17 protein-coding genes are annotated in these 25,791 nt (G+C 58.1%); 1 reads left to right on the plus strand and 16 read right to left on the minus strand.

Features of this window, described 5'->3' with window-relative positions:
• Position 1: 1 nt before the first annotated feature.
• The 14 genes from gspE to pilM all read right to left on the minus strand — a co-directional run bounded on the left by gspE (position 2) and on the right by pilM (position 19,475).
• Entirely contained in the window at positions 2–1,474 is a 1,473-nt protein-coding gene (gene gspE / locus HBN79_RS01300; RefSeq protein WP_169916149.1) for a type II secretion system ATPase GspE, read from the minus strand.
• Positions 1,471–3,384: a type II secretion system secretin GspD gene (gspD, locus tag HBN79_RS01305; RefSeq protein WP_095020163.1), complete on the minus strand. Its 1,914-nt coding sequence runs from the start codon at positions 3,382–3,384 to the stop codon at positions 1,471–1,473. The genes gspE and gspD overlap by 4 nt, the downstream gene beginning before the upstream one ends.
• A 9-nt stretch (positions 3,385–3,393) precedes the next feature.
• Positions 3,394–3,921 (minus strand): type II secretion system protein N, encoded by a 528-nt coding sequence (locus HBN79_RS01310; RefSeq protein ID WP_169916150.1) that lies wholly within the window; start codon positions 3,919–3,921, stop codon positions 3,394–3,396.
• A 654-nt stretch (positions 3,922–4,575) separates the two neighbouring features.
• Complete coding sequence (gene hemE / locus HBN79_RS01315; protein WP_095000854.1) at positions 4,576–5,643, minus strand: uroporphyrinogen decarboxylase; 1,068 nt, start codon at positions 5,641–5,643, stop codon at positions 4,576–4,578.
• Between the two features lie 229 nt (positions 5,644–5,872).
• Positions 5,873–7,291 (minus strand): FAD-dependent oxidoreductase, encoded by a 1,419-nt coding sequence (locus HBN79_RS01320; RefSeq protein ID WP_169916151.1) that lies wholly within the window; start codon positions 7,289–7,291, stop codon positions 5,873–5,875.
• Between the two features lie 33 nt (positions 7,292–7,324).
• Positions 7,325–11,773, minus strand: coding sequence for a glutamate synthase large subunit (gltB, locus tag HBN79_RS01325; protein WP_169916152.1), 4,449 nt, complete (start codon positions 11,771–11,773; stop codon positions 7,325–7,327).
• Positions 11,774–12,105: 332 nt separating this feature from the next.
• Positions 12,106–13,695 carry an AAA family ATPase gene (locus HBN79_RS01330; protein ID WP_169916153.1) on the minus strand — a complete coding sequence of 530 codons (1,590 nt, stop codon included), beginning with the start codon at positions 13,693–13,695 and terminating at the stop codon, positions 12,106–12,108.
• Between the two features lie 10 nt (positions 13,696–13,705).
• Positions 13,706–14,806 (minus strand): 3-dehydroquinate synthase, encoded by a 1,101-nt coding sequence (aroB, locus tag HBN79_RS01335; protein WP_095000851.1) that lies wholly within the window; start codon positions 14,804–14,806, stop codon positions 13,706–13,708.
• 130 nt (positions 14,807–14,936) lie between these two features.
• Complete coding sequence (gene aroK, locus HBN79_RS01340) at positions 14,937–15,455, minus strand: shikimate kinase AroK (protein ID WP_029611693.1); 519 nt, start codon at positions 15,453–15,455, stop codon at positions 14,937–14,939.
• A 4-nt stretch (positions 15,456–15,459) separates the two neighbouring features.
• The gene (locus HBN79_RS01345; protein ID WP_095000850.1) at positions 15,460–16,791 is read right to left on the minus strand and encodes a type IV pilus secretin PilQ family protein; all 1,332 of its coding nucleotides are present in this window, start codon (positions 16,789–16,791) and stop codon (positions 15,460–15,462) included.
• Between the two features lie 12 nt (positions 16,792–16,803).
• The gene (locus HBN79_RS01350) at positions 16,804–17,298 is read right to left on the minus strand and encodes a pilus assembly protein PilP (protein WP_232527659.1); all 495 of its coding nucleotides are present in this window, start codon (positions 17,296–17,298) and stop codon (positions 16,804–16,806) included.
• Between the two features lie 37 nt (positions 17,299–17,335).
• The gene (gene pilO / locus HBN79_RS01355; RefSeq protein WP_238705550.1) at positions 17,336–17,950 is read right to left on the minus strand and encodes a type 4a pilus biogenesis protein PilO; all 615 of its coding nucleotides are present in this window, start codon (positions 17,948–17,950) and stop codon (positions 17,336–17,338) included.
• Complete coding sequence (locus HBN79_RS01360; RefSeq protein ID WP_095000848.1) at positions 17,947–18,513, minus strand: PilN domain-containing protein; 567 nt, start codon at positions 18,511–18,513, stop codon at positions 17,947–17,949. Before HBN79_RS01360 ends, pilO begins: the two co-directional genes overlap by 4 nt.
• The gene (pilM, locus tag HBN79_RS01365; RefSeq protein ID WP_095020159.1) at positions 18,513–19,475 is read right to left on the minus strand and encodes a type IV pilus assembly protein PilM; all 963 of its coding nucleotides are present in this window, start codon (positions 19,473–19,475) and stop codon (positions 18,513–18,515) included. Before pilM ends, HBN79_RS01360 begins: the two co-directional genes overlap by 1 nt.
• A gap of 202 nt (positions 19,476–19,677) precedes the next feature.
• Between pilM and HBN79_RS01370 the strand changes: the two genes are divergently transcribed.
• Positions 19,678–22,104: a penicillin-binding protein 1A gene (locus HBN79_RS01370; RefSeq protein ID WP_095000846.1), complete on the plus strand. Its 2,427-nt coding sequence runs from the start codon at positions 19,678–19,680 to the stop codon at positions 22,102–22,104.
• Positions 22,105–22,162: 58 nt separating this feature from the next.
• On the opposite strand, the gene HBN79_RS01375 is transcribed toward HBN79_RS01370, so the two are convergent.
• A complete protein-coding gene (locus HBN79_RS01375; RefSeq protein ID WP_262372161.1) occupies positions 22,163–24,193 on the minus strand; it encodes a lipase family protein in 2,031 nt (676 codons plus the stop codon).
• Positions 24,194–24,439: 246 nt separating this feature from the next.
• Positions 24,440–25,708 (minus strand): malic enzyme-like NAD(P)-binding protein, encoded by a 1,269-nt coding sequence (locus tag HBN79_RS01380; RefSeq protein WP_095000845.1) that lies wholly within the window; start codon positions 25,706–25,708, stop codon positions 24,440–24,442.
• Positions 25,709–25,791 lie beyond the last annotated feature (83 nt).

Here is a 25,791-nt window from a genome sequence, read left to right on the forward strand (position 1 = left end):
CTCAGTCCTCCTGAGTGACACGCAGCAGTTCGTCGAGGCTGGTCTGACCGTCAAGCACCCGCCGTTGGCCATCTTGAAACAGCCCGCAGGATAACTTTCGCGCTTCGCGGATCAGTTCCGGCTCGCTGGCGCCCTGATGAATCATCCCGGCCAGGGCCGGGGTGATACTGACCAGTTCGTAGATACCGGTACGACCGCGATAACCTTGCCGGCAGTGTGTGCAGCCCCGAGCCCGGAACAGGATCGGCCTGGCCTCAGGGTCAAGGCCAAGCCGTTCCCTGGCGACCGGGTCGGCGGCGTACGGGGTTTTGCAGTCCACACACAGCGTGCGCAGCAGCCGCTGGGCCAATATGCCCACCAGAGAAGACGACAACAGATAGGCATCCACCCCCATGTCTACCAACCGGGTGACGGCGCCAATGGCGCTGTTGGTGTGCAGGGTCGACAGCACCAGATGCCCGGTCAACGAAGCTTGTACGGCGATTTCGGCGGTTTCATGGTCACGGATCTCACCGACCATGACCACGTCGGGGTCCTGACGCAGAATCGCCCGCAGACCTCGGGCAAACGTCATGTCAGCCTTGGTGTTGACCGGGGTCTGGCCGATGCCGGGAAGGTGATATTCCACCGGATCTTCGACAGTCAGAATATTACGGCTCTGGTGATTCAAATGGCTAAGCGCAGCATACAGGCTAGTGGTTTTGCCCGAGCCGGTCGGGCCCGTGACCAGAAAGATCCCATGGGGGCGCGCAAGAATGTGTTGAAACCGACTCAGGGTCTCGGCGGGCATGCCCAGGCACTGGAGATCCAGGCGCCCGGCCTGTTTATCCAGCAGACGCATGACTACCCGCTCACCGTGTGCAGAAGGCAGGGTAGAAACTCGCACATCGACTTCATGCCCGGCCAGACGCAAACTGATGCGGCCATCCTGGGGCACGCGTTTCTCGGCAATATCCAGGCGCGCCATCACCTTGATCCGTGATACCAGCAGACTGGCCAGTTCGCGTTTGGGCCTGAGCACTTCACGCAGTTGGCCATCAATGCGCATGCGCACGGACAGGTAGTGCTCAAAGGTTTCGAGGTGTACGTCCGAAGCCTTCTCACGCATGGCTTCTCGCAGCAGGGCATTGATCAGGCGAATGATCGGGGCATCGCCCTCCTGCTCCAGCAGATCTGCGGTTTGCGGTACTTGCTCGGCCAGGCTCATCAGGTCGAGTTCGTCGTCCAGCCCTTGGGCTACTTGCTCGGCCGCGCTTTGGCCAGCGCTATAGGTGCTGGCCAGCCGCTCGCTGAATTGTGCATCGGTGAGTGTGCTGACCTTTAATTCAGCCGTTGCCCAGCGCTGTGCTTCGGCCAACGCGGTCAATGGTGTGTCGGCACGAAGCAACAGGGTGGCAGGCGTGGATGAGGTGTCCAGCAGCACCCCGAAACGCCGGGCAAAGCCGAAAGGCAAACGCTCACCTGGCGATGTCATGGTCGACCTGCTTCAGGTGGGCGACGGTTATCTTGCGTAGGGGTATCGAACATTTGATGTGCATTGTCGGGCAACAACCGCGAGCTTTTGCCCTTGGGACCGCTCTCATCGAGCTTGCGCAAAGCGTTGTAACGGCTTTCGCTGATTTCACGCAGATCATTCTTGCTGCGCACAATGGTCGGACGCAAAAAAACCATCAGGTTGGTTTTGGTACGGGTGTCTTTGTTCCAGCGAAACAGGGCGCCCAGGTACGGAATGTCTTTAAGTAAAGGAACGCCACTGACCTGGGTTCGAACGCTGTCCTTGATCAGCCCGCCAATCACGATGATTTCCCCGTCTTCGGCCAGGATGGTGCTTTTCAAGGCGCGTTTATTGGTAATCAGATCGGTTGACTCGACACCCTGCAGTGAAGGGGCTATCTCGGAGTTTTCCTGTGCAACTTCCAGACGCATCAAGCTGCCTTCATTGATATGCGGCTTGACCTTTAGGCTGATGCCGATGTCCTGACGCGTCACCGTGGTAAAGGGGTTTTTGGCGTTTTCACCAGAGCCTGTATAGGAGCCAGTTTTGAGCGGCACGTTTTGGCCCACCAGGATCTCGGCTTCCTGATTGTCCAGGGTCAGAAGGCTCGGCGTGGACAACACATTGTTGTTGGTATCGCTGGCCAACGCTGAAACCAGGACGTTGAAACGGTCGTTGCCAACCTGCAGCACGGCACCTTCTGGGAGTTTGATATTACTTTGGGACAACGCACCAATTTGAATTCCGGTGCCCGGGAAGGTAATACCGCCTCTGCCTCTGCCTGCGTTGACACCCCATTGCACGCCGAGGGTTTTCGCAATATCCCCGGAAACTTCAACAATAGCGGCATGGATCAACACTTGTGAGCGCGGCTGATCCAGTTCGCGCACGATATTTTCCAGGGTACGAACCTGCGCAGGCTCAGCCATGATCACCAGTGCGTTCTGGCTTTCATCTGCCGCTACCATCACTTCGCGGGTTGATGCTTTCTGGGTACTGCTCTCCAGGGCCATGTCCTTTTTCAAACCCGGGCTTACTGATTCCAGTACTGCGGCCAATTGCTTGGCATCGCCATAGCGAAGACGCAGCACCCGTGAGTTTTCCTGCTTGATGCTGCCCGGAGCATCGAGAGAGCGGGCCAGTGCACTCAAGCGCTTGCGAGCTGTTTCGTTGCCAATGATTACCACTCGATTGGTCGATGTGTCGGCGATCACTCGACTGTTCGAACCCGCATCCTTTTTGTCCAGCGCTTGCTCCATGATCCTGGCAATGTCGCTGGCCAGACCATGTTTGAGCACAACCACCGAATGGCCGGAACGCGCACCTGAATCCAGCTGGCGAACCATTTCGACAAGGCGCTGCGTATTGGCTGCAGTGTCGGTAATGATCAGCGCGTTGGCCGAAGCAGAAGGCCCGACGTAGCCACTGCTAGACACCAGTGGTCGCAACAGGCCAGCCAGATCGGCCGCGACGCTGCCATTCAGTTCGATGACCCGTGTGACAAAGGCCTCTGCCTCAACCGCTTTCGCATCAGCGCTGCCAGCCCGTGCTTTTGCCTCGGCGGCAGGGATGATCAGTAAACGATCACCTTGGTCAATCACCGAGAAGCCGTGGGCATCGAGCACAGAGTAAAACAAGCGACGTACGCCTTCGCGGTCCAGCTCTTTTTCGGAAATAACCGTGACCCGGCCCTGAACCCTGGGATCAAGAACCACGGTGGCGCCGAGTATCGATGATATTTCCTGCACGACGTCGCGCAGTTCGGCCTCTTTCATCGCCAGTTTCCAGTACTGCTTCTGGGCCCACGCCGGAGATTGCAACAGCAACCCTGCGCACAGCACACAACAGGTAAAAAGAGGGCCGAAAACGAAGGCACCGGGCTTGGTCATGGGCATTTTCTAAAGTTTCCCGGTCGATGGCCGCAGGTAAAAAGTGGTCTCCTGCGAGGTCGTAGCTGGAGCAGTGGATAAGGGCAATACATACTGGTTTGGCGGTTTAAGGGTCAGGTACTCTTCACGCCCATTGCGCCATAGCACCACATGGTCCATCTCGATACGGCGCAGGACACTGCCACCCGGCAAAGGCTCACCTTCCGAGTAGAAACGTGCCGACTGTGCATCGGCCAACAAGGCTTGAGAGGAGCCCTGGCTCGCAACAAAGCTCGCACGCAACTGCAATGGCTCAGCACTCGGTACCCGACGGTCTTGAGTGACAAGCCCGAATAGCGTGGCGATCACTTCAGGCTTGAAAAGCCCGGGAGCCGGAGGATCTGAAACATTCAAGGGTGCGAGTTCCGATTGCATATGGATAGAGTGGCGATACCCTTGTTCTTGCCACACCAAATAACTGCCATAGACCAAGATCAATGCCAGCGACGCCCATACAGATGAAAAGCAGTGTTTGAGTACTTGAATCGAACTGTTCATGACTGTCTCATGACTGAATTGCTCTACCCTGATAAAAAACACCGCTGCGTCAGATGGCAAGTGGATAACTATCAACCTGCACACACATCAACACGCAAATCCCCCTCTAAAAAACAGGCTTAAGCTAAACAGTACCGAACAACTTCACTCCAAAACCCGGCGCCCCCTTACTTAAACAGTCAGGAGCTATCATTGCGACTTGTTTCTAGACCAAGGTAACTTTCCAGCAAGAGCCACACCCGGATCACAATGAGTGGTCTACGGAGCGTATTGCAAGCAGCAGTCCGAATGTAGGGCGGTTATCACTAATACACCCTCAAACTGCGAGCGCTTGAAAGTGCAACAACCAAGAACTCACCCTGGTACATTTATTATTAAAAAACCCAAAAACAACCTTACCCTGAATAACAGAACGTTGTGCGCAGAATGCAAGCCCGATAAAACTAATCAGCCTTTTATAACACCAACCTTATTTATACAAAGGCGAAGGCTAATTTTCACTGGCATGAACAATTATTAATGTAAGGCCAGCCCTCTTGAATCTGTAGGTTTTGTCTCTAACTCCCCTACATTTAGTGTCGGCAGTCATACTAATGACTACGCAATAAATGAAAATACCCCGACATGTCGGGGCATTTTTTAATCTGCTGGAGCTTACTGGTGATATTGACCGGAGAACTCATGCACCGCACTGATAAACGCACCGGCGTGCTCGGGTTTTACTTCCGGGGTAATACCATGGCCCAGGTTGAACACATGGCCCGAGCCGTTGCCGTAGCTGGCCAGGATGCGCTTGACTTCGGTGCGGATGGCCTCCGGGTTGGCGTACAGCACGGTCGGGTCCATGTTGCCTTGCAGGGCAACCTTATTGCCGACACGACGGCGGGCTTCGCCCAGGTCACAGGTCCAGTCCAGGCCCAGTGCATCGGCACCAGCATCGGCGATGCTTTCCAGCCACAGGCCACCGTTTTTGGTGAACAGAATGACCGGCACCTTGCGACCTTCGTGTTCGCGGATCAGGCCGCTGACGATTTTGCGCATATAGGCCAGGGAGAACTCCTGATAGGCCGCAGCTGACAGGTTACCGCCCCAGGTGTCGAAGATCTGCACCGCCTGCGCGCCCGCCAGGATCTGGCCGTTGAGGTAAGACGTGACCGACTGCGCCAGCTTGTCGAGCAGCAAGTGCATGGCTTGCGGGGTGTCGTAGAGCATGGCCTTGGTTTTACGGAAGTCCTTGGAGGAGCCGCCTTCAACCATATAAGTGGCCAGCGTCCACGGGCTGCCGGAGAAGCCAATCAATGGCACACGGCCATTGAGCTCTTTGCGAATGGTGCTGACGGCGTTCATCACGTAGCCGAGGTCTTTTTGCGGATCCGGGATGGGCAGCGCTTCGATGTCGGCCAGGGTGCTGACAACCTTTTTGAAGCGCGGGCCTTCACCCGTTTCAAAGTACAGGCCTTGGCCCATGGCATCGGGGATGGTCAGGATGTCAGAAAACAGGATGGCCGCATCCAGCTGCGGGAAGCGGTCCAGAGGCTGCATGGTGACTTCACAGGCGAATTCGGCGTTCTTGCACAGGCTCATGAAATCGCCGGCCTTGGCGCGGCTGGCGCGGTACTCCGGCAGGTAGCGACCGGCCTGACGCATCATCCAGACAGGCGTTACGTCTACAGGTTGCTTGAGCAAAGCGCGAAGGAAACGGTCATTCTTGAGAACAGTCATGTCAGCATCCGGAAAAAAAGTGGGGGCATTTTCTCAGAGACGGACGCAAAAGGCACGGCAAGTGCCGTGCCTTTTATCTATCGGGTCGATTTGCCGCGGTGGAACGTGCTATTTGGCAACACCGCGAAACAACTGTGGGAGCCGGCTTGCTCGCGATACAGACAACTCGATTGATCAGCAGACCGAGTTGATCCCATCGCGGGCAAGCCCGCCCCCACAGGGAATCGGGTTACACGCCCAGGTAATCCATGATCCCTTCAGCCGCAGTACGGCCTTCGAAGATCGCGGTCACCACCAGGTCGGAACCACGCACCATGTCACCACCGGCAAAAATCTTCGGATGGCTGGTCTGATGCTTGAACTGCGACTGCTCTGGCGCAATCACGCGGCCCTGGCTGTCGGTCTGGATCTCGAACTGCTCGAACCACGAGGCCGGGCTCGGACGGAAACCAAAGGCGATAATCACGGCGTCTGCCGGAATGATCTCTTCAGAACCCGGGATCGGCTCCGGGCTACGACGGCCACGGGCATCCGGCTCGCCGAGACGGGTCTCGACCACCTTCACGCCTTCCACTTTGCCTTCACCGACAATGGCGATCGGCTGACGGTTGTAGAGGAACTTAACGCCTTCTTCCTTGGCGTTCTTCACCTCTTTGCGCGAGCCCGGCATGTTGGCTTCGTCACGACGATAGGCACAGGTTACTGATTTGGCGCCCTGGCGAATCGAAGTCCGGTTGCAGTCCATGGCCGTATCGCCGCCACCGAGCACCACAATCTTTTTGCCTTTCATGTCGACGAAATCTTCCGGCGACTTTTCAAAGCCCAGGTCGCGGTTGACGTTGGCAATCAGGAAGTCCAGCGCATCGTGCACGCCAGGCAGATCTTCACCGGCAAAACCACCTTTCATATAGGTGTAAGTGCCCATGCCCATAAACACGGCGTCGTACTCGGCCAGCAACTGCTCCATGCTGATGTCCTTGCCGATTTCGGTATTGAGGCGGAACTCGATACCCATACCGGTAAACACTTCGCGGCGATGGCTCAGTACGGTTTTTTCCAGCTTGAACTCGGGGATGCCGAAGGTCAGCAGACCGCCGATTTCCGGGTTCTTGTCGAACACCACCGGGGTCACTCCGCCACGCACCAGCACGTCGGCACAGCCCAGGCCTGCAGGCCCGGCACCGATAATGGCGACACGCTTGCCGGTGGGCACGACCTTGGACATGTCCGGGCGCCAGCCCATGGCGAATGCCGTATCGGTGATGTATTTCTCCACCGAACCAATGGTCACCGCGCCAAAACCGTCGTTGAGGGTGCAGGCGCCCTCGCACAGACGGTCTTGCGGGCACACCCGCCCGCACACTTCGGGCAGGGTGTTGGTCTGGTGCGACAACTCGGCGGCGGCGAGGATATTGCCCTCGGCCACCAGCTTGAGCCAGTTGGGAATGAAGTTATGCACAGGGCATTTCCATTCACAGTACGGGTTGCCGCAGCCCAGGCAGCGGTGGGCCTGTTCGGCCGACTGCTGGGGTTTAAAAGGCTCGTAGATTTCCACGAACTCTTTCTTGCGTTGACGTAACAGTTTCTTCTTCGGATCTTTGCGCCCGACATCGATGAACTGGAAGTCGTTACTCAGACGTTCAGCCATTGTTAAAACCTCATCAAACTCTTCAGGCGCATATCACTGCGGATTGGCACGGATGCTGGAAAGCAACGACTTCAAGCTGGCAGCCTTGGGCTTGACCATCCAGAAACGACGCAGGTAATCATCGAGGTTTTCCGAGAGGTTGCGACCCCACTCACTGTTGGTTTCCTCAACGTATTCGTCCAGCACGTGTTGCAGGTGATTACGGTAGGCCTCCATCGCTTCGCCACTGATCCGCTGGATTTCCACCAGCTCGTGGTTAACCTTGTCGACGAAGGTGTTGTCCTGATCCAGCACGTAGGCGAAACCGCCGGTCATGCCCGAGCCGAAGTTGTAACCGGTTTTACCCAGCACACAGACAAAACCGCCAGTCATGTATTCGCAGCAGTGATCGCCTGTGCCTTCCACCACGGTGTGGGCACCGGAGTTGCGCACCGCGAAACGCTCGCCCGCCGTGCCCGCTGCAAACAGCTTGCCGCCGGTGGCGCCGTACAGGCAGGTATTGCCGACAATCGCGCTGTCCTGAGTTTTGTAGACGCTGCCTGCAGGCGGGACTATCACCAGCTTGCCGCCGGTCATGCCTTTACCTACGTAGTCGTTGGCATCGCCTTGCAGGTACATGTGCAAGCCACCGGCGTTCCACACACCAAAGCTCTGACCTGCAGTGCCTTTGAAGCGGAAGGTGATCGGTGCCTTGGCCATGCCCTGGTTGCCGTGAGTACGGGCGATTTCACCCGAGATACGCGCACCGATGGAGCGATCGCAGTTGCAGATGTCGAGGTCGAACTCGGCGCCGCTCATGTCGTTGATCGCCGAACGCGCCATGTCGAGCATCTGCTCGGCCAGCAGGCCCTTGTCGAACGGAGGGTTGCGGTCTACCTGGCAGAATTGCGGCTTGTCGGCCGGGATATGGTCGCTGCCCAGCAATGGCGTGAGGTCCAGGTTGTGCTGTTTGGCAGTCTCGCCCTGGAGGATTTCCAGCAGGTCGGTACGCCCGATCAACTCTTCCAGGGTGCGCACACCCAGCTTGGCCAGCCACTCGCGGGTTTCTTCGGCCACATAGGTGAAGAAGTTGACCACCATATCGACGGTGCCGATGTAATGGTTTTTACGCAGCGATTCGTTTTGCGTCGCAACGCCGGTCGCGCAGTTGTTGAGGTGGCAAATACGCAGGTATTTACAGCCCAGGGCGATCATCGGTGCGGTGCCGAAGCCGAAGCTTTCAGCGCCCAGAATTGCTGCCTTGATCACGTCGAGACCGGTTTTCAGGCCACCATCGGTTTGTACCCGCACTTTACCGCGCAGGTCATTGCCGCGCAGGGTCTGGTGGGTTTCGGCCAAACCGAGCTCCCACGGTGCGCCCGCGTACTTGATGGAGGTCAGCGGTGAAGCGCCGGTGCCGCCGTCATAACCGGAGATGGTAATCAAGTCGGCATAGGCCTTGGCCACGCCAGCGGCGATGGTACCTACGCCCGCTTCAGCTACCAGTTTCACCGACACCAGTGCTTTCGGGTTGACTTGTTTCAAGTCAAAGATCAGCTGCGACAAGTCCTCAATGGAGTAGATGTCGTGGTGCGGCGGTGGCGAAATCAGGGTCACACCCGGTACGGCGTAGCGCAGTTTGGCGATCAGGCCGTTGACCTTGCCGCCCGGCAGTTGCCCGCCCTCGCCCGGCTTGGCGCCTTGAGCAACCTTGATTTGCAGCACTTCAGCGTTGACCAGGTATTCCGGTGTCACACCGAAACGACCAGTGGCCACTTGCTTGATCTTCGAACTCTTGATGGTGCCGTAACGCGCCGGGTCTTCGCCGCCTTCACCGGAGTTGGAGCGTGCGCCCAAGCGGTTCATGGCTTCAGCCAGGGCTTCGTGAGCCTCTGGCGACAAGGCGCCCAGGGAAATACCGGCCGAGTCGAAACGCTTGAGGATCGAGTCCAGCGGTTCGATATCGTCGATCGACAGCGGGGTATCGAGGGTCTTGACCTTGAACAGATCGCGGATCATAGACACTGGACGCTGGTCGACCAGTGCGGTGTATTCCTTGAATTTGCTGTAGTCGCCCTGCTGCACGGCGGCTTGCAGGGTGGCCACCACGTCAGGGTTGTAGGCATGGTATTCACCACCATGCACGTACTTGAGCAGGCCGCCTTGCTGGATGGGCTTGCGCGCACTCCAGGCCTCGGCTGCCAGCAGCTTTTGCTCGGCTTCAAGGTCGACGAAACGTGCGCCCTTGATGCGGCTTGGCACGCCACGGAAGCTCAGTTCGCAAATTTCTTCGGACAGGCCGATGGCTTCGAACAGCTGCGCACCACGGTACGAAGCGATGGTCGATATGCCCATTTTCGAGAGGATCTTGAGCAGACCTTTGGTGATGCCTTTGCGGTAGTTCTTGAACACCTCATAGAGGTCGCCCAGTACTTCACCGGTGCGGATCAGGTCGCCCAGCACTTCGTAGGCCAGGAACGGATAGACCGCCGAGGCACCGAAGCCGATCAGCACCGCAAAGTGATGCGGGTCACGGGCAGTAGCGGTTTCAACCAGAATGTTGCTGTCGCAACGCAGGCCTTTTTCGGTCAGGCGGTGATGCACGGCGCCCACAGCCAAAGAGGCGTGAACCGGCAACTTGCCCGGCGCGATATGACGGTCGCTCAGAACGATCTGGGTGCGACCGGCGCGCGCTGCTTCTTCGGCCTGATCGGCGATATTGCGCACAGCCGCTTCAAGACCGACGCTTTCGTCGTAGTTGAGGTAAATGATCTGACGCTCAAAGCCCGGCAGGTCGAGGTTCATCAGCGAGCGCCATTTTGCAGGCGAGATCACGGGCGAACTGAGAATCACACGGGAAGCGTGCTCAGGGGATTCCTGGAAGATGTTGCGCTCGGCACCGAGGCAGATTTCCAGCGACATGACGATGGCTTCACGCAGCGGGTCGATCGGCGGGTTGGTGACCTGCGCAAACTGCTGGCGGAAGTAATCGTAAGGTGTTCGCACACGCTGGGACAGCACGGCCATTGGCGTGTCGTCCCCCATCGAACCTACCGCTTCGTAGCCTTGCTCGCCCAACGGACGCAGCACCTGGTCGCGCTCTTCGAACGTGACCTGATACATCTTCATGTATTGCTTGAGCTGATCGACGTCGTAAAACGCCGAACCGTGGTCGTTGTCTTCCATGGTCGCCTGAATGCGCAGGGCATTCTTGCGCAGCCATTGCTTGTACGGGTGGCGCGACTTGAGGCGGTTGTCGATCGAGTCAGTGTCCAGCACCTGACCGGTTTCGGTGTCCACGGCCAGGATCTGGCCAGGGCCGACACGGCCTTTGGCGATCACGTCCTCAGGCTTGTAGTCCCATACGCCGATTTCCGAGGCAATGGTGATATAGCCGTTGGTGGTGGTCACCCAGCGCGCAGGGCGCAGGCCGTTACGGTCAAGCAGGCAGACCGCGTAGCGACCGTCGGTCATTACCACGCCGGCGGGGCCGTCCCACGGTTCCATGTGCATGGAGTTGTACTCATAGAACGCCCGCAGGTCGGGGTCCATGGTTTCAACGTTCTGCCACGCCGGTGGAATCAGCATGCGTACGCCACGGAACAGGTCGATACCGCCGGTGACCATCAGCTCCAGCATATTGTCCATGCTGGAGGAGTCCGAACCCACGCGGTTGACCAGCGGGCCGAGTTCGTCGAGGTCACCGATCAGATCGTTGGCAAACTTGGTGCGACGGGCCTGGGCCCAGTTGCGGTTACCGGTGATGGTGTTGATTTCGCCGTTGTGGGCGAGAAAGCGGAATGGCTGAGCCAGCGGCCATTTCGGCAGGGTATTGGTGGAGAAGCGCTGATGGAACACGCAGATTGCGGTTTGCAGGCGCTCATCGCTCAGGTCCGGATAGAAGGCGGTGAGGTCCGCCGGCATCATCAGGCCTTTATAAATGATGGTCTTGTGGGAAAAGCTGCAGATGTAGTGATCGCTGTCTGCCGCGTTGGACACCGAGGAACGGCGACGGGCACTGAACAGTTTGATGGCCATGTCCTGATCGCTCAGGCCGTCCCCACCAATAAACACTTGCTCGATCTGCGGCAGACGCTCCAGCGCCAGACGACCCAGAACGCTGGTATCGATGGGCACTTTGCGCCAGCCCACCAGTTGCAGGCCAGCGGCAAGAATCTCGCGATTCATGTTGTCGCGCGCCGCCTCGGCCTTGATCGGATCCTGGTTGAAAAACACCATGCCGACCGCGTATTGCTTGGGCAAATCGGTACCGAACTGCTCCTTGGCGGTTGCACGCAGGAACAGGTCAGGCTTTTGAATCAGCAGGCCACAACCGTCACCGGTCTTGCCGTCTGCGTTGATCCCACCGCGGTGGGTCATGCAGGTCAGGGCTTCAATGGCGGTTTGCAGAAGGGTATGACTGGGTTCGCCCTGCATATGGGCAATCAGGCCGAAACCACAGTTATCCTTGAATTCATCGGGGTGGTACAGACCTGCTTTCATAGACACTTTCTCACCAGGCTGCCCTTAAAAAGGGCAAATTTCTTTTAATTCAACCACTTGCTTCCCGCGCTGAACGTACGCCAGCTTGGCAGGGGCAAAAGGGTGGTCATTCTACACACCGTCACAAAGACCCACAAATTAAGCGGCGTTATACCGTAAATTCATGTCGCATTTATGAAAGGTTTAAAGCGATTGCTCGTGCTAGTCAAAACATTTTTGATGTTGACTGCTACACGGCGCAGACACCACAAGGCACACAGCTGTTAAGGCCGCATGCACAAGCAGGAGTTTTGATGGACTAGAACGGCGACCTGGGTAAGGTCGCCGGATCATCAGCGAGCTGCAGCCAGCTCTTTTTGGACGCTGGCGACAGTGCGAGGCCAAGGTTTACCAGCCTGCGTCTTCGCTGGCAAGTTCTTGATTGCTGCAGTTGCTGCAGCATGGCTTGGGAAGTTGCCATAGGTGACGACGTACAGCGGCTTGCCATTCAAGGTTTTCTTGAAGTAACGAGCATCACCGCCCAGTTCTTTGGCGACATTTTGCGCAGACGCTTCAGAGCTGGTGCCGACGATCTGCACCACATAGTTATTGGCAGGCTGGCTGGCGTACCAGCTACCGCCTGGTGCGGCCTTGGCCAGGCTAACCGGCTTCTCGGCCGGTTTGACCACTGGTTTGGCTGCCGGGGCCGGGGCAGGCTTGGCCACTGGCGCAGGCTTGGCCGTGGCCACGGTAGGTGCCGGTGCCGGTGCTGGTGCCGGTGCTGGTGCCGGGCGTGGCGTGGCTACGGGCGCAGGGCCCGCTGGCACGCCAACCGGTGGCGCGGTGGTGGTGACGGTCGGTGGCGAAGCAACGCCGCCGTCGACCGCAGGCACACCGCCATCGTCGCCCTCGGAGATCCCACCGGCCGCTTCAGCCAGCGGACCACGCATCACCGGCTGAGACTGCCCCACCAACGGCAACGGCATCGGCTGCGAAGAACCGGCGAAATCCACCGACGGCTTGGCCCCGCCATTGGGTGTGGCCTGCCCCAGCTGTGTCTGTTCGGCATCCGGCGCAACAGGCGCCTTGCCACGGCCCGGAATCAAAACGGCAGCAGCGACAGCCACTACCACTACTGCACCAATGGCCAATACGTGTTTCTTCGGCATCTTGAACCCCATACTTGGACGCTTGACCGCTGAGCGGCTGGCAATCATGGCTTCGATCATTGCATCACGGGCGACCTGGTTGATAATCCCGGGCCAGCCTTCAGAGCTCTCGTGTATATCTGAGATCTGCTGAGCGCTAAAGAGTTCGATCCCGCGCCCGGCACCTTCAAGGCGCTGGGCCAGATATTCGCGGGTTTCTTCGAGGTCATAGGGCTGCAGGTCGACCACATGGAAGCGTTCTTCATCAGCGCTCAGCTCCTCAAGACCGGCAATCATCGACGGCTCACCGAACAAGAACACGTGCGGACGCCCCTCTGGCGTACCCGCAGCCAGCGCCAGCAAGGCTTGCAGCGCAGACTCATCGAGCTGTTCGGCATCATCGACCAGCAGGTAGACCTCTTGCCCCGTAAGCGCCAGTTGCACCACTTGCGCCAGAATGGAGCCCACGTCAGGGCGCGCCACATTCAGGGTTTGCGCCACTTGCTGCAGGATACCGGCGGCATTGCCGGCCCCACGCGCCGAGACCACGACACTTTGCACCGACTGCTTGTTTGTACTCGCCACCAACGCCTGGCGCAGCAAGGTTTTGCCGCTGCCCTCAGGCCCGGTGACCACCAGCAGCAACTGGCTGTAGCGGGCAAGGTGATGCAACTGCCCCAGAACCGGCTTGCGCTGGGCCGGGAAAAACTTGAAGCCCGGAACCCGCGGTGCAAAGGGGTCGTGGGTGAGCTGGAAGTGACCGAGGAACGCCTCGTCGGCATGCAAACTAGTCATCGGGATCTTATTAACCTTTAAGCTGAGCCAGCGCGCGGTAATCCGCACCCAGCGTGGCTTGTAGAACCTCTTGTGGATAATCGTCAGTCACTGTGGCTTCGCCCATGCGGCGCAACAGCACCAGACGCATACGACCGTCGATCACTTTTTTATCAACTGCCATGTGTTGCATAAAGTCGGCCGGGGTCATTTCGACGGGCGGCACCACTGGCAAACCGGCACGCTGAAAGATCCGGATACCTCGATCACGCTCGGCATCGGTGATCCAGCCCAGGCGGGCAGACATTTCCAGTGCCATCACGGTGCCCGCAGCGACGGCCTCGCCATGCAGCCACACGCCGTAGCCCATATGGGTTTCGATGGCATGGCCAAAGGTATGCCCCAGGTTGAGCGTTGCACGCACACCCGCTTCGCGCTCATCGGCGCCGACCACTTCAGCCTTGGCCGCGCACGAACGCTGGATCGCGGCAGTCAGGGCCGCCTGGTCCAGGGATCGCAGCGCATCCATGTTGTCTTCAAGCCAGGTCAGGAACGGCTCATCGCATATCAGGCCATATTTGATGACTTCAGCCAGCCCTGCGGACAATTCGCGGGCAGGCAGGGTGTTGAGGGTCTGGGTGTCGATCAGCACAAGGTTGGGCTGATAGAAGGCACCGATCATGTTCTTGCCCAAAGGGTGGTTGATCCCGGTTTTGCCGCCCACGGACGAATCGACCTGGGACAACAAAGTGGTCGGCACCTGGATAAAATCGACTCCGCGCTGGTAACAAGCAGCAGCAAAACCGGCCATGTCACCGACAACACCCCCACCCAACGCTATCACCGTGGTGCGTCGATCATGACGTGCTGTGAGCAGGCCATCGAAAATCAGCTGCAGGGTTTCCCAATTCTTGAACGACTCGCCATCGGGCAGGATGATCGGCAACACCGAGAACTGCGCGAGGCTACGCGTCAAGCGCTCAAGATAGAGTGGCGCGACCGTTGTATTGGTCACAATCGCCACCTGGCGCCCGGCGATATGCGGAGCCAGCAACTGCGGCTGATCCAACAAACCTTCGCCAATATGAATCGGGTAGCTACGCTCGCCTAGATCAACCTTCACTGTCTGCATGAAACCCCGCGTTGAAGCACGGCGCCAGCGCCCTGCTTCGCAATTATCAAGTGATGGCATGCCGTAAAAAGGCATGCTCGGCGCCGAGAATAGCGCATTTCGTATCGCACTTTAATGGTCTGTGCAGCGACTACCGGGGAGGAAGCTGGGCCAGGCGCTCGAGGATATCGAGCACCACCATGCGCGGCGGCCGCTCATCGGTTTCAACCACCAGGTCAGCAATTTCACGATAAAGCGGGTCGCGTACGGCCAGCAGGTCGCGCAGGATTTTTTCCGGGTTGGCATTGCGCAGCAGTGGCCGGTTGCGATCACGGGAGGTGCGCGCCACCTGCTGCTCGATGGAGGCGTGCAAATACACCACGCGCCCACCATTGCGCAGCGCTTGCCGGTTTTCCGGGCGCATGACCGCGCCACCACCGGTGGCCAGCACAATGCCATTTTCATGGCACAGCTCGACAATCATGGCTGTTTCACGATCGCGAAAGCCCGGCTCGCCTTCTTTATCGAAGATCCACGGGATATTGGCACCCGTGCGCACTTCAATTTCCTTATCGGAATCTTTGAACGGCAGGTGCAGCTCTTTGGCCAGCAAACGTCCGATGGTGCTTTTTCCAGCCCCCATTGGCCCAACAAGAATCAAATTTCGCACAGAATCAATGACTCACAGCAATCGCCTGGTTGTTCATGATACGCGGAGTCAGGAACACCAGCAGTTCGGATTTTTTTTCCAGGACAACGTCTCTACGGAAAAGTCGGCCAACATACGGCAGATCGCCTAAAAATGGCACTTTATCTACCACTTTGCTTTGAGTTTTTGAGAACACTCCCCCAATCACGATGGTTTCACCGTCCTTGACCAGCACCTTGGCCCTGACCTCGTTCTTCTTGATGGGCGGTACATCCTGCAGCCTGCTCATGTAATCGGGCTCATCCTTGGTCACTACGACGGCCATGATGACGCTGTTGTCCGGAGTGATTTGCGGCGTCACCTCCAGTGACAATGAGGCTTCCTTGAACGAAACCGATGTAGCCCCGGTTTTGCTGGCCTGCTGGTAAGGAATTTGGGTGCCTTTAAGAATTTTGGCGGTTTCCTTATCCGCAGTAACCACTTTGGGTTGCGAGATAATTTCCCCATTACCGGTTTTTTCCATGGCCGTCAGTTCCAGGTCCAGCAACACATTGTTGGTGATGAAGGCGATGCCCAAGCCCGAGGTATTTCGCGAAACACCCAAATCAACAAAGGGCGCACTAACGTTGCCCGGGGCAGCCCCGGACGCCGCAGGCTGGGTAATACCACCGGCTTTCCAGAGGCCACCATTGTTTAGCGCTCCCCCCCAACGCACACCCAGGCTTTTTTCGAAGTCCACGCCTGCCTCGACAATCCAGGCTTCGATCATCACCTGACGCACTGGCACGTCCAGTTGAGCCACGATGCGCCGCAGCTCCTCCAGCCGTTCACTCGATTCATAAGCAATGATGGTATTGGTGCGTTCATCCACCGTGATCGTGCCCTGCCCCTCGATGCCGGGCTGCCCGCCGGTCACTGACTGGAACAGCATGACGATATCTGCCGCCCTGGCGTAATTGACTTGCACCAACTCCCGACGCAAAGGCGCAGGCTCAGGGCGCTCGCGGGCTGCGATCTCTTCCAGGGGCGCGATCAACAACACATTACCTTCAAGACGCTTGCCCAACCCCTTGCTCTCAAGCACCAGCTCCAGCGCCTGATCCCAAGGCACATCCTGCAAGCTGAGGGTTATGCTGCCCTTTACGGTGTCGCTGACCATCAGGTTGAACCCGGTAAAATCCGCCAGCGATTGCAGTACCGTGCGTACATCAAGATTCTGCACGCTCAGGGACATGGGCTCGCCCACATACTGCGAGCGCTTGACGGATGATGGTGCGGCCTGCCCAGCCGCCAGCATTGACTGCGAATTCAGCGCACTCCATAGCGCCAGTACGCAGACCGGTGAAATCCTTTTCATGGTGTTTATCCGTTAAGACTGTTGATTTAAAGGAATCGTCAGGGACCTTTCCAACCAACCGCCCCGACCATCGGAAATCAGTTCAAATACTTCAATCTGGTGCGCCTGGATCGAAGCAATCTGGCCATTGTTGCGCCCCAGGTAATCCCCCACTTTCAAGCGATGAATAACACCATTGGCCCGCAGCAAGGCATTTGCCTGCGATTCACTGGACAGCATGCCAACCATCTCGAACTGCTCCAGATCAAAGCCTTCCAGAAACTGCCGGGGCCGGTCCGCGTCAAGTTCATCGCCGGCAAGGCTGACCTGCCAACTGCCGTCCCCTCCCCCCCCTATAGCCTGAAAAGGATTGCGCAAACCCATCGATCCATAGGCAAACACAGGCCCGACACTGATCACGGGGAGCGGCTCAATGGCGTTGCTCGCATGCCCCTGCGTAGCCTGTAAATAACTGTGCAGGTCTGCGGTAGTCTGCGGGCTGTCACACCCTGCCAGGCTTGCCAGCAATCCGGCGCCAAACACTCGCAAACAAACACCCATGGGATCAGTCCTTGATCGTGGTTCGGTAGGCCTTTGCCAGCAGCGTCATGCGCAGTTGACCGTCACTGGTACCGTTGCTCGGCGCAAGGCTGAGGTCATGCAAGGTGACAATGCGCGGCAGGCTGGCCATGGCGCTGACGAAGAGGCCAAGTTCGTGATAGCCCCCGACGAGGGTCATCTGTAGTGGCAGTTCGGCATAGAACGTTTGCAGGACTTCAGGGAGCCACTGAATGTGCTCGACCAGCAGACCATTGCTCAGACCCAACCGCGAAATCTCATCCAGCAATTCGGGCACTTGTGCCTGAGCGGGGAGTTGTTTGAGCAACGCACTGAACCCGGCTTCCAGCCTGTGAACTTGCATCACATAAGCATCCAGATTGGCAACCTGTGCGACCCTGGATTCAAACTCCGCCTTCAGCGTGGTTTGAGTCTCGTGCAACTGTTGCAGCCGGGAAGAAGGCAGTTGAAGCAGCAGCGCATGACCCGACACCAGCACCAGGCCCAGCCACACCAGAGCCACGGTTGTTTTGCGGGCTGGCGACCAGGCGCCCATGTTACCCGGGGCCAGTTCGCGCAGGTCGAAATTGCGCAGGCTAACGAGCCAGTGCGCAGGTATCACAATGCCCCCCCGGAAGGGGTATGTCGGGCCTCACGCACCGTCATCTGAAACAGGCGCTCCTGCCCGCCTGCCTGGGCAGGGTCTGCCTTGACGTCATTGAGTTGCGGCGTATCCAGCCAGTGCGAAGCATCGAGATTTCGCATCAGCTGGGCGACAAGGTTGTTGGACTGGGCAATCCCCGTGATGACAATGGTGCCCTCGGTCATTTTCACGTCGGTGAAATGCACACCTTCCGGCAAGCTGCGCGCCAATTGTTCCAAAATGATCCCGCTGCTCGACCGGCTGCTCTGCAACATGCCTATGGTTTGCATGCGTTCAAGCAATTGCTCCCGGCGCACCTTCAACTGGTCGATCTGCTCCGCACGCCCATCCAGCTGGAACGTGGTACTGCGGATCAGGTCATTGCGCTCCATCTGCTCCTCTACCAAGGTGTCGATAAAGTGGTCAGCAGCAAACAGGCCGGCCACCGCCAGCAAAGACAGGGCCACCAGCACCATCAAAAAGCGTTTGCGCCGCTTTTCACGCAACAACGCGCGCCAGGGCAACAAATTGATTCTCGCCATTAATCAAACCCCCTCAAGGCCAGACCGCAGGCAGTCAACAACACAGGGGCATCGCAAAGCAAGGCTTCAGGGGTGAGTGAGGGATCGAGGTCCATCAACGCAAACGGGTTGGCGATGCGTGTCGGCGTGCCAAGACGGGATTCAACCCGCTGAGCCAGCAGCGGATCCATGGCAGCCTCACCGGTCAATACGATCAGGCCGATCCGCCCATCAACTCCGGAGTCGGCAAACAGCCCAAGCTCTCGCTCCAGCTCTTCGACAATCGTGGTTTCGAATGCTTGCGCCCCTGCAGTGGCCTGCCCGCAAAGCAGCTCCCGGACGTAAATGGCCTGACCCTGCTGCACGATGCTCAGCAGGATTGTATGGGGTGCAAAATCGACCACGGCCACGGCCCCGTTCAGTGCCTGACCTGCAGTCATTGCCTCAACGCCCCGCACCAGGGCATGAGCCTGCACGGCAACCACCCGCGGGACCAATCCCGCACCGGTCAAGACCGAACAATGCCACTCCAGCGCTTCCTGGCGGCACGCCACCATCAGCACGCGGGCCGGCCCGGTATGGTTCGACGGGTGATCCTGGAGCTCAAAATCCAGTGCCATGTCATCCAGTGCATAAGGTATGTACTGCTCAGCCTCAAACCGCACATGAAGCTCAAGCTCGACTTCGCTCAAGCCTGCCTCCACCTCCAGGCTTTTGCAGATAACCTGACCATCGGGCATCGCGATAATGGCGTCCCTGGCGATTACCTGGGCCTTTTCCAGCGCCCTGAGAAGCACTTGGACGACACTTTTGGCCTCTGCGCCGGTCTGATCATTCACAAGCCCGGCTGGCAGGGGTTCCATGGCATAGGACTGTAGCTTGAACCGGCCCTGTGAACGGCTCAGCTCGACGAGCTTGATCGACTGCTGGCCGATTTGTACGCCGACACAGCGCTGACGTGTTTGAGGAAATAATCCGGGCACCTTTGTTTTCCCTAATGCAATCCGTAACTTACGGAGGGTAAAAAATGAGATCCGTTCAAAACCTGTTCTGACATGCGGCTCATGACGTTCATGAGCGAAAAATGCTTATAATGCCGGGCGTTTTTTCCGTATCGTCGACCCGGCGCAACTGCGCACTACCCTGACGTGCAAACCCATTTCTTGATCTGGAAATCCAAAAGCCTTGATTCGTCTGCTGAAGTTTTTCGGGTGGTCTTTCGTTGCCGTGTTCTGCGGGCTGTTGCTCGTGTTGAGCGGCGCGTTTCTCTATCTTAGTCCTGGCTTGCCGTCTGTAGAGTCGTTGAGAAGCATCCAGTTGCAGATTCCTTTGCGGGTCTACACCAGCGACGGAAAGTTGATCGCAGAGTTTGGCGAAATGCGCCGCTCACCGATCAAGTTCGCCGACATTCCGCCCAATTTCATCAATGCCCTGCTTTCTGCAGAAGATGACAATTTCGCCAATCATTACGGGGTCGACCCCAGCAGCCTGATGCGTGCCGCTACCCAGTTGGTAAAAAGCGGACACATACAATCAGGTGGCAGCACCATCACCATGCAGGTGGCGAAGAACTATTTCCTCTCCAGCGAGCGAAGCTTTTCGCGCAAGACCAACGAAATCCTGCTGGCTCTCGAAATTGAACGCGAGCTGACCAAGGACGAGATCCTTGAGCTGTACGTGAACAAGATTTACCTGGGCAACCGCGCTTACGGTATCGAATCCGCAGCTCAGGTTTACTACGGCAAATCGATCCGCGACCTGAGCCTGGCGCAGATGGCGATGATCGCCGGCCTGCCCAAAGCCCCTTCACGGTTTAACCCGCTGGCCAACCCGGTGCGCAGCAAAGAGCGCCGCGACTGGATCCTGGGGCGTATGTACAAGCTGGGTAAAATCGATCAGGCCAGCTATCAAGCGGCGATCGCCGAGCCGGTCAACGCCAGCTATCACGTGCCAACGCCGGAAGTGAGCGCCCCCTACATCGCCGAAATGGCCCGTGCCGAAATGGTCGGCCGTTATGGCAGCGAGGCGTACACCGAAGGCTTCCGTGTGACTACCACGGTGCCGAGTGACCTTCAGGAACTGGCCAACACCGCCGTTCATGAAGGCCTGATTGCCTACGACCAGCGTCACGGCTACCGTGGCCCCGAGTCACGCCTGCCGGGCAAGACCCTGGCCGTATGGACTCAGGAACTGGCCAAGCAGCGCCCGATCAGCGGTCTTGAACCGGCCATCGTGACCCAGGTCGACAAGGACGGCATTCAAGTACTGACTCGCACCGGTGAGGCGCACGTCGCCTGGAACACCATGAAATGGGCACGCAAGTTCCTCAACACCAACAGCATGGGGCCGATGCCCAAACAGCCTTCGGATGTCGCCCAGGTCGGTGATCTGATTCGCGTACAACCGCAGACCGACGGCAGCTACAAATTCAGCCAGGTGCCCACCGTGCAAGGCGCACTGGTATCCCTGGATCCGGACAACGGCGCCATTCGCGCGCTGGTGGGCGGTTTCGCCTTTGAGCAAAGCAACTACAACCGGGCGATGCAGGCCAAGCGCCAACCGGGCTCCAGTTTCAAACCGTTCATCTACAGCGCCGCACTGGATAATGGCTACACCGCCGCCACCCTGGTCAACGACGCACCCATCGTGTTTGTCGATGAATATCTGGACAAGGTCTGGCGCCCGAAGAACGACACCAACACCTTCCTCGGCCCGATCCGCGTGCGTGAAGCACTGTACAAGTCGCGCAACCTGGTCTCCATCCGCTTGCTGCAAAGCCTGGGTGTAGACCGCACCGTCGACTACATCAGCAAGTTCGGTTTCAACAAACAGGACTTGCCGCGCAACCTGTCGCTGGCCCTGGGTACTGCCACCCTGACGCCAATGGAGATTGCCACCGGCTGGAGTACATTCGCCAACGGCGGCTACAAGATCACGCCGTATCTGATCGACAAAATCGAAAGCCGCAATGGCGAGACCCTGTTCGTGGCCAACCCGCCAAGCGTGCCTAAAGCCGACAGCAAGGATGTGCCGCCTGAAGCCGCAGCGCTGACCGTTGACACCATCAATGCCGCACCGGGCCTGCCCACTGTCGAGACGCAAGCAGTAGCCGAGCGGATTGTCGACGGGCGCACCACGTACATCCTCACCAGCATGCTGCAGGACGTGATCAAGCTCGGCACCGGCCGCCGCGCCCTGGCGCTGGGCCGCACCGATCTGGCAGGTAAAACCGGTACGACCAACGAGTCCAAGGATGCGTGGTTCTCAGGATACAACGCCGACTATGTGACCACTGTTTGGACCGGTTTCGATCAGCCCGAAAGCCTGGGCCGTCGCGAATACGGCGGCACCGTCGCGCTGCCGATCTGGATGACGTACATGGGGGGCGCGCTCAAAGACAAGCCTGCGCATACGCAGCCAGAACCCGAAGGCATCCTCAGCTTGCGGATTGATCCGTCCAGCGGCCGTATCGCGTCTCCAGGCACGCCTGGCGCCTACTTTGAACTGTTCAAGAGCGAAGACACACCGCCCACCAACAGCGAACTGGGCAACAACGTGGCACCGGGCAGCCCGCTGCCGGCAGATGACGGCGCCCCAATAGACCTGTTCTGATCAACAGGGCTGCACGTTGCAGAGCGCCTGGGCGCTTGCAACGTGCAGCCTGGCAGGCTCAAGCAAGCAGGTGATCCACAGGCACACCCCCTGCAAACAGCTCATCGATCGGCGCCATCGCCAGTTGATCGATACGCGTGCTCTCGCTGTGAGACTCCCAGCGCTCCAGACTTTCAGCCAGCACACCGGGCTGTTGCGCATACTGCCCATACACATCTGCCCGGGTCGGCACCCGAAACCTCAGCAGGTACAAGCGCTTGCGGGTTTTATGGACATTGCTCATTTCGCGCATGAGCAGGTTCATGGCTTCTACCTGCTCTTCAAACGTACCGCCCGCACAGGTCATTACCTCACGGTACTTAACCCGCAGTTGCTGCGCGACGTGTTCAAGCGCCTGATCCACGAACAACACCTCACGCTCGGTCACCAGTGAACACCGGGCCTGCAGCGCTTGCTGGCTGCGGCGCAAAACCGCCCAGCAACTGGGAATATAACTGTCGATCATAAACGGCTGGCCTGCATCGACCCGTGGCTTGAGCCCCCCCTCTGATTCGGGTGCTGCACTGTTTTGCTCAAGTACCGCATGGCTGACGGCATGCTGGGTGATCGTCTTGCTAAGCGGATCCCACAGGACATGCGACCTCATCTCCTGAGCAAACTCCAGCGGCATAAAGTGGCGCAAGGTTCCGTGATGCTGATAAGGCTCTGCGAGCAAACGGCTCAGGCCCGCCACAAACACGCCAAAACCTGCGGGTACATTCACGAAACTGAGTACCGTGCCTGCACAACAGGCCGACAATGGGCGGCTCATCCAGCTGCCGGGCACCCCGGGGACAGGATCGTTATGGTTAACCATGCGTTGATGCACCAGCCCCTGTGCCGCGCGAACAAAGGTTGCGTCCGCTGCGCGAGGGGCTCCGTACGTGTAGAGCTGCACCTCACAGGCCCTCAGCTGGATCAACATTTGGGCAAGGATCAAACCGATAGCCCCGCCCTGGCTGTGTCCGCAAATCAGTACGGCTTGCCCCCAGTGGAACTTGTCCATGTACCTGTCGACAAGCTCGTAAGCCTGCCTGGCGGCGTCGTAAAAACCGCCATGTACCTGGCCCTCACCCTCTTCAAAGGGTACTTGAGGGGCCTCTGCATCCTGTGACAAATCAGACCAGGTACAGGTGCTACGAACGGCAACCAAGACAACTTTATCGTTATGGCTCACAAAAACTTGTGCACCTGCGCCTTGAGCCCCAAAACGGATATCTCCGCGATAATGCACTGAAGACGGAGTTTCCTGAGCCATTCCGCAAAGCGGGTCATTGGCCGGGTACAGCACGGGGTCGAAAGGCACAATTTCCAAACGCGCCGAATACGGCACATCTTCATATAAAGGGTAATAGGACTTTGCATGTTCCGGGCTGGCCCGCCAGCCCATCATGCTTGCCTCCCCAAAGGGATCTTGCACACGCGACATGCGGGCCGGCCCAGCAAATGAGCAGTTGCCCAGGGTGGCCATCAACGCCAATTGATAGAGATTGAGCGCACAAAACTGCGGGTCCGTGGACAGCAGCGGGCACAAGGCCCGCAAGGGACGCACCTGCAGCACCGTATGACGTCCCTCTGCAATATGCACACCGAGCGGGCCACGCTCGACCGGGAACAGGCTCCCGGCCTCAGGCGGCAAATGAGAAACATGCTCGACCAGATGCCGCACTTCAATCTGGTAATAGTCACTGTCGGGATCAATGCATGGCGGCTTGCTCTGCGGGCGCGCACCGCTCCTGTCGAGGAAGCGGGTGCGCTCCGCCCTGACCTGAAGCTCGGTGATCTTGAGAGGGTAATGCGTTCGACCCATCAACCGCGAATACAGGCCATTGCTGGCGTCATGCAACTGCCTGAACATAAGCGCAAATGGCCCTTCAACGCCCTTGCGCACCCTGCCAACCCCCGAGGCATCCAGACGACCGCCGTGCCGTCTACCCCGCTGATCAACCAGCTCAAAGGCCAGCCCTGCATAGGCGGTACTCACCCCCTGGTCGTCAATCAGTTGAAAGCGGGTCTGACTGTAACGGCTTTGACGAAGGCGAGTGAACATCCGTGATTCCTATAAAACGTCCTATAAAACAGAGGGCACACTTCAGAATTCTTTAGAATTCAGAACAGGCTCCCCTCGGAACAAAGGAATGAAATTAACGGAGGCTCGAAAAAATTAATGTAAGACAATTCCTATTTTGTAGAAGGGTTAGGCTTATTTTGCAGATCCTTTCGTGCCCGTTTCGCAGAAAACAAAAAAGCCCCGACGCTTTACAGCGCCGGGGCTTTTTTATGACGCTACACAGCCTTAGCCGTTGAAGACGTCATCCACGCTTTTGAGCGGGTAGTTTTTCGGGTATGGCAGGGTTGCAACACCGGTCTCGATGGCAGCCTTGGCCACTGCATCGGAGATCAGAGTGATCAGGCGTGCATCCATTGGTTTCGGGATGATGTATTCACGCCCGAATTCCAGCTTGATACCGCCGTAAGCGTCACACACTTCTTGTGGCACTGGCAGTTTGGCCAGTTCACGCAATGCGTTGGCTGCAGCTATTTTCATTTCTTCGTTGATGCGCTTGGCGCGAACGTCCAGGGCACCACGGAAGATGAAAGGGAAGCCCAGCACGTTGTTGACCTGGTTCGGGTAGTCCGAACGGCCAGTGGCCATGATCACGTCGTTACGGGTGGCGTGAGCCAGCTCCGGGGAGATTTCCGGATCCGGGTTCGAGCACGCGAACACGATCGGGTTAGGCGCCATGCGCAGCAAGTCTTCAGCGCTCAGCAGGTTCGGACCCGACAGGCCAACGAACACGTCTGCGCCGTCCATGGCATCAGCCAGGGTGCGCTTCTCGGTAGCATGGGCGAATGCCGACTTGTACTGGTTCAGGTCGTCACGGCCGGAGTGGATCACACCGGTACGGTCGATCATGTAGATGTTTTCGATGGTTGCGCCCATGCTCACCAGCAATTTCATGCAGGAGATGGCAGCAGCACCGGCGCCCAGGCAAACGATCTTGGCTTGCGCCAGGGTTTTGCCAGCGATTTCCAGGGCGTTGATCATGCCGGCCGCGGTCACGATAGCGGTGCCGTGCTGGTCATCATGGAATACAGGGATATCGCACTGCTCGATCAGAGCACGTTCGATCTCAAAGCACTCAGGTGCCTTGATGTCTTCGAGGTTGATGCCGCCGAAGGTAATGGAGATGCGTTTTACGGTGTCGATGAAAGCCTGTGGGCTCTCGGAATCAACTTCGATGTCGAAAACATCGATACCGGCAAAGCGCTTGAACAACACGCCTTTGCCTTCCATAACAGGTTTGGAGGCCAATGGGCCGAGATTACCCAGGCCCAGGATAGCGGTGCCATCAGAGATCACGGCTACCAGGTTGCCCTTGCCGGTGTACTTGTAGGCCAGTTCAGGGTCGCGGGCGATTTCGCGCACTGGTTCGGCTACACCCGGGCTGTATGCCAGCGCTAGATCGCGAGCAGTAGCGGTAGGTTTGGTAAGCTCGACACTCAGTTTGCCTGGACGTGGCTGGGCATGGTATTCGAGAGCGGCAGTTTTCAAATCAGACATGTGGGCATTCCGCTTTTTTTGCTGTTGGACAGACGAATCGCCGAGCATACGCGTGTCGCAAAGTCCCGACAAGACTGACCAGT

The organism is Pseudomonas sp. WS 5051 (genome assembly GCF_012985715.1).
GTDB classification, from domain to species: domain Bacteria; phylum Pseudomonadota; class Gammaproteobacteria; order Pseudomonadales; family Pseudomonadaceae; genus Aquipseudomonas; species Aquipseudomonas bubulae.

Excerpts from the sequence above, each read along its gene's own strand:
- gspE (WP_169916149.1), bottom strand. The coding sequence starts at position 1,474 with ATGACATCGCCAGGTGAGCGTTTGCCTTTCGGCTTTGCCCGGCGTTTC.
- gspD (WP_095020163.1), bottom strand. The coding sequence starts at position 3,384 with ATGACCAAGCCCGGTGCCTTCGTTTTCGGCCCTCTTTTTACCTGTTGT.
- HBN79_RS01310 (WP_169916150.1), bottom strand. The coding sequence starts at position 3,921 with ATGAACAGTTCGATTCAAGTACTCAAACACTGCTTTTCATCTGTATGG.
- hemE (WP_095000854.1), bottom strand. The coding sequence starts at position 5,643 with ATGACTGTTCTCAAGAATGACCGTTTCCTTCGCGCTTTGCTCAAGCAA.
- HBN79_RS01320 (WP_169916151.1), bottom strand. The coding sequence starts at position 7,291 with ATGGCTGAACGTCTGAGTAACGACTTCCAGTTCATCGATGTCGGGCGC.
- gltB (WP_169916152.1), bottom strand. The coding sequence starts at position 11,773 with ATGAAAGCAGGTCTGTACCACCCCGATGAATTCAAGGATAACTGTGGT.
- HBN79_RS01330 (WP_169916153.1), bottom strand. The coding sequence starts at position 13,695 with ATGACTAGTTTGCATGCCGACGAGGCGTTCCTCGGTCACTTCCAGCTC.
- aroB (WP_095000851.1), bottom strand. The coding sequence starts at position 14,806 with ATGCAGACAGTGAAGGTTGATCTAGGCGAGCGTAGCTACCCGATTCAT.
- HBN79_RS01345 (WP_095000850.1), bottom strand. The coding sequence starts at position 16,791 with ATGAAAAGGATTTCACCGGTCTGCGTACTGGCGCTATGGAGTGCGCTG.
- HBN79_RS01360 (WP_095000848.1), bottom strand. The coding sequence starts at position 18,513 with ATGGCGAGAATCAATTTGTTGCCCTGGCGCGCGTTGTTGCGTGAAAAG.
- HBN79_RS01375 (WP_262372161.1), bottom strand. The coding sequence starts at position 24,193 with ATGTTCACTCGCCTTCGTCAAAGCCGTTACAGTCAGACCCGCTTTCAA.
- HBN79_RS01380 (WP_095000845.1), bottom strand. The coding sequence starts at position 25,708 with ATGTCTGATTTGAAAACTGCCGCTCTCGAATACCATGCCCAGCCACGT.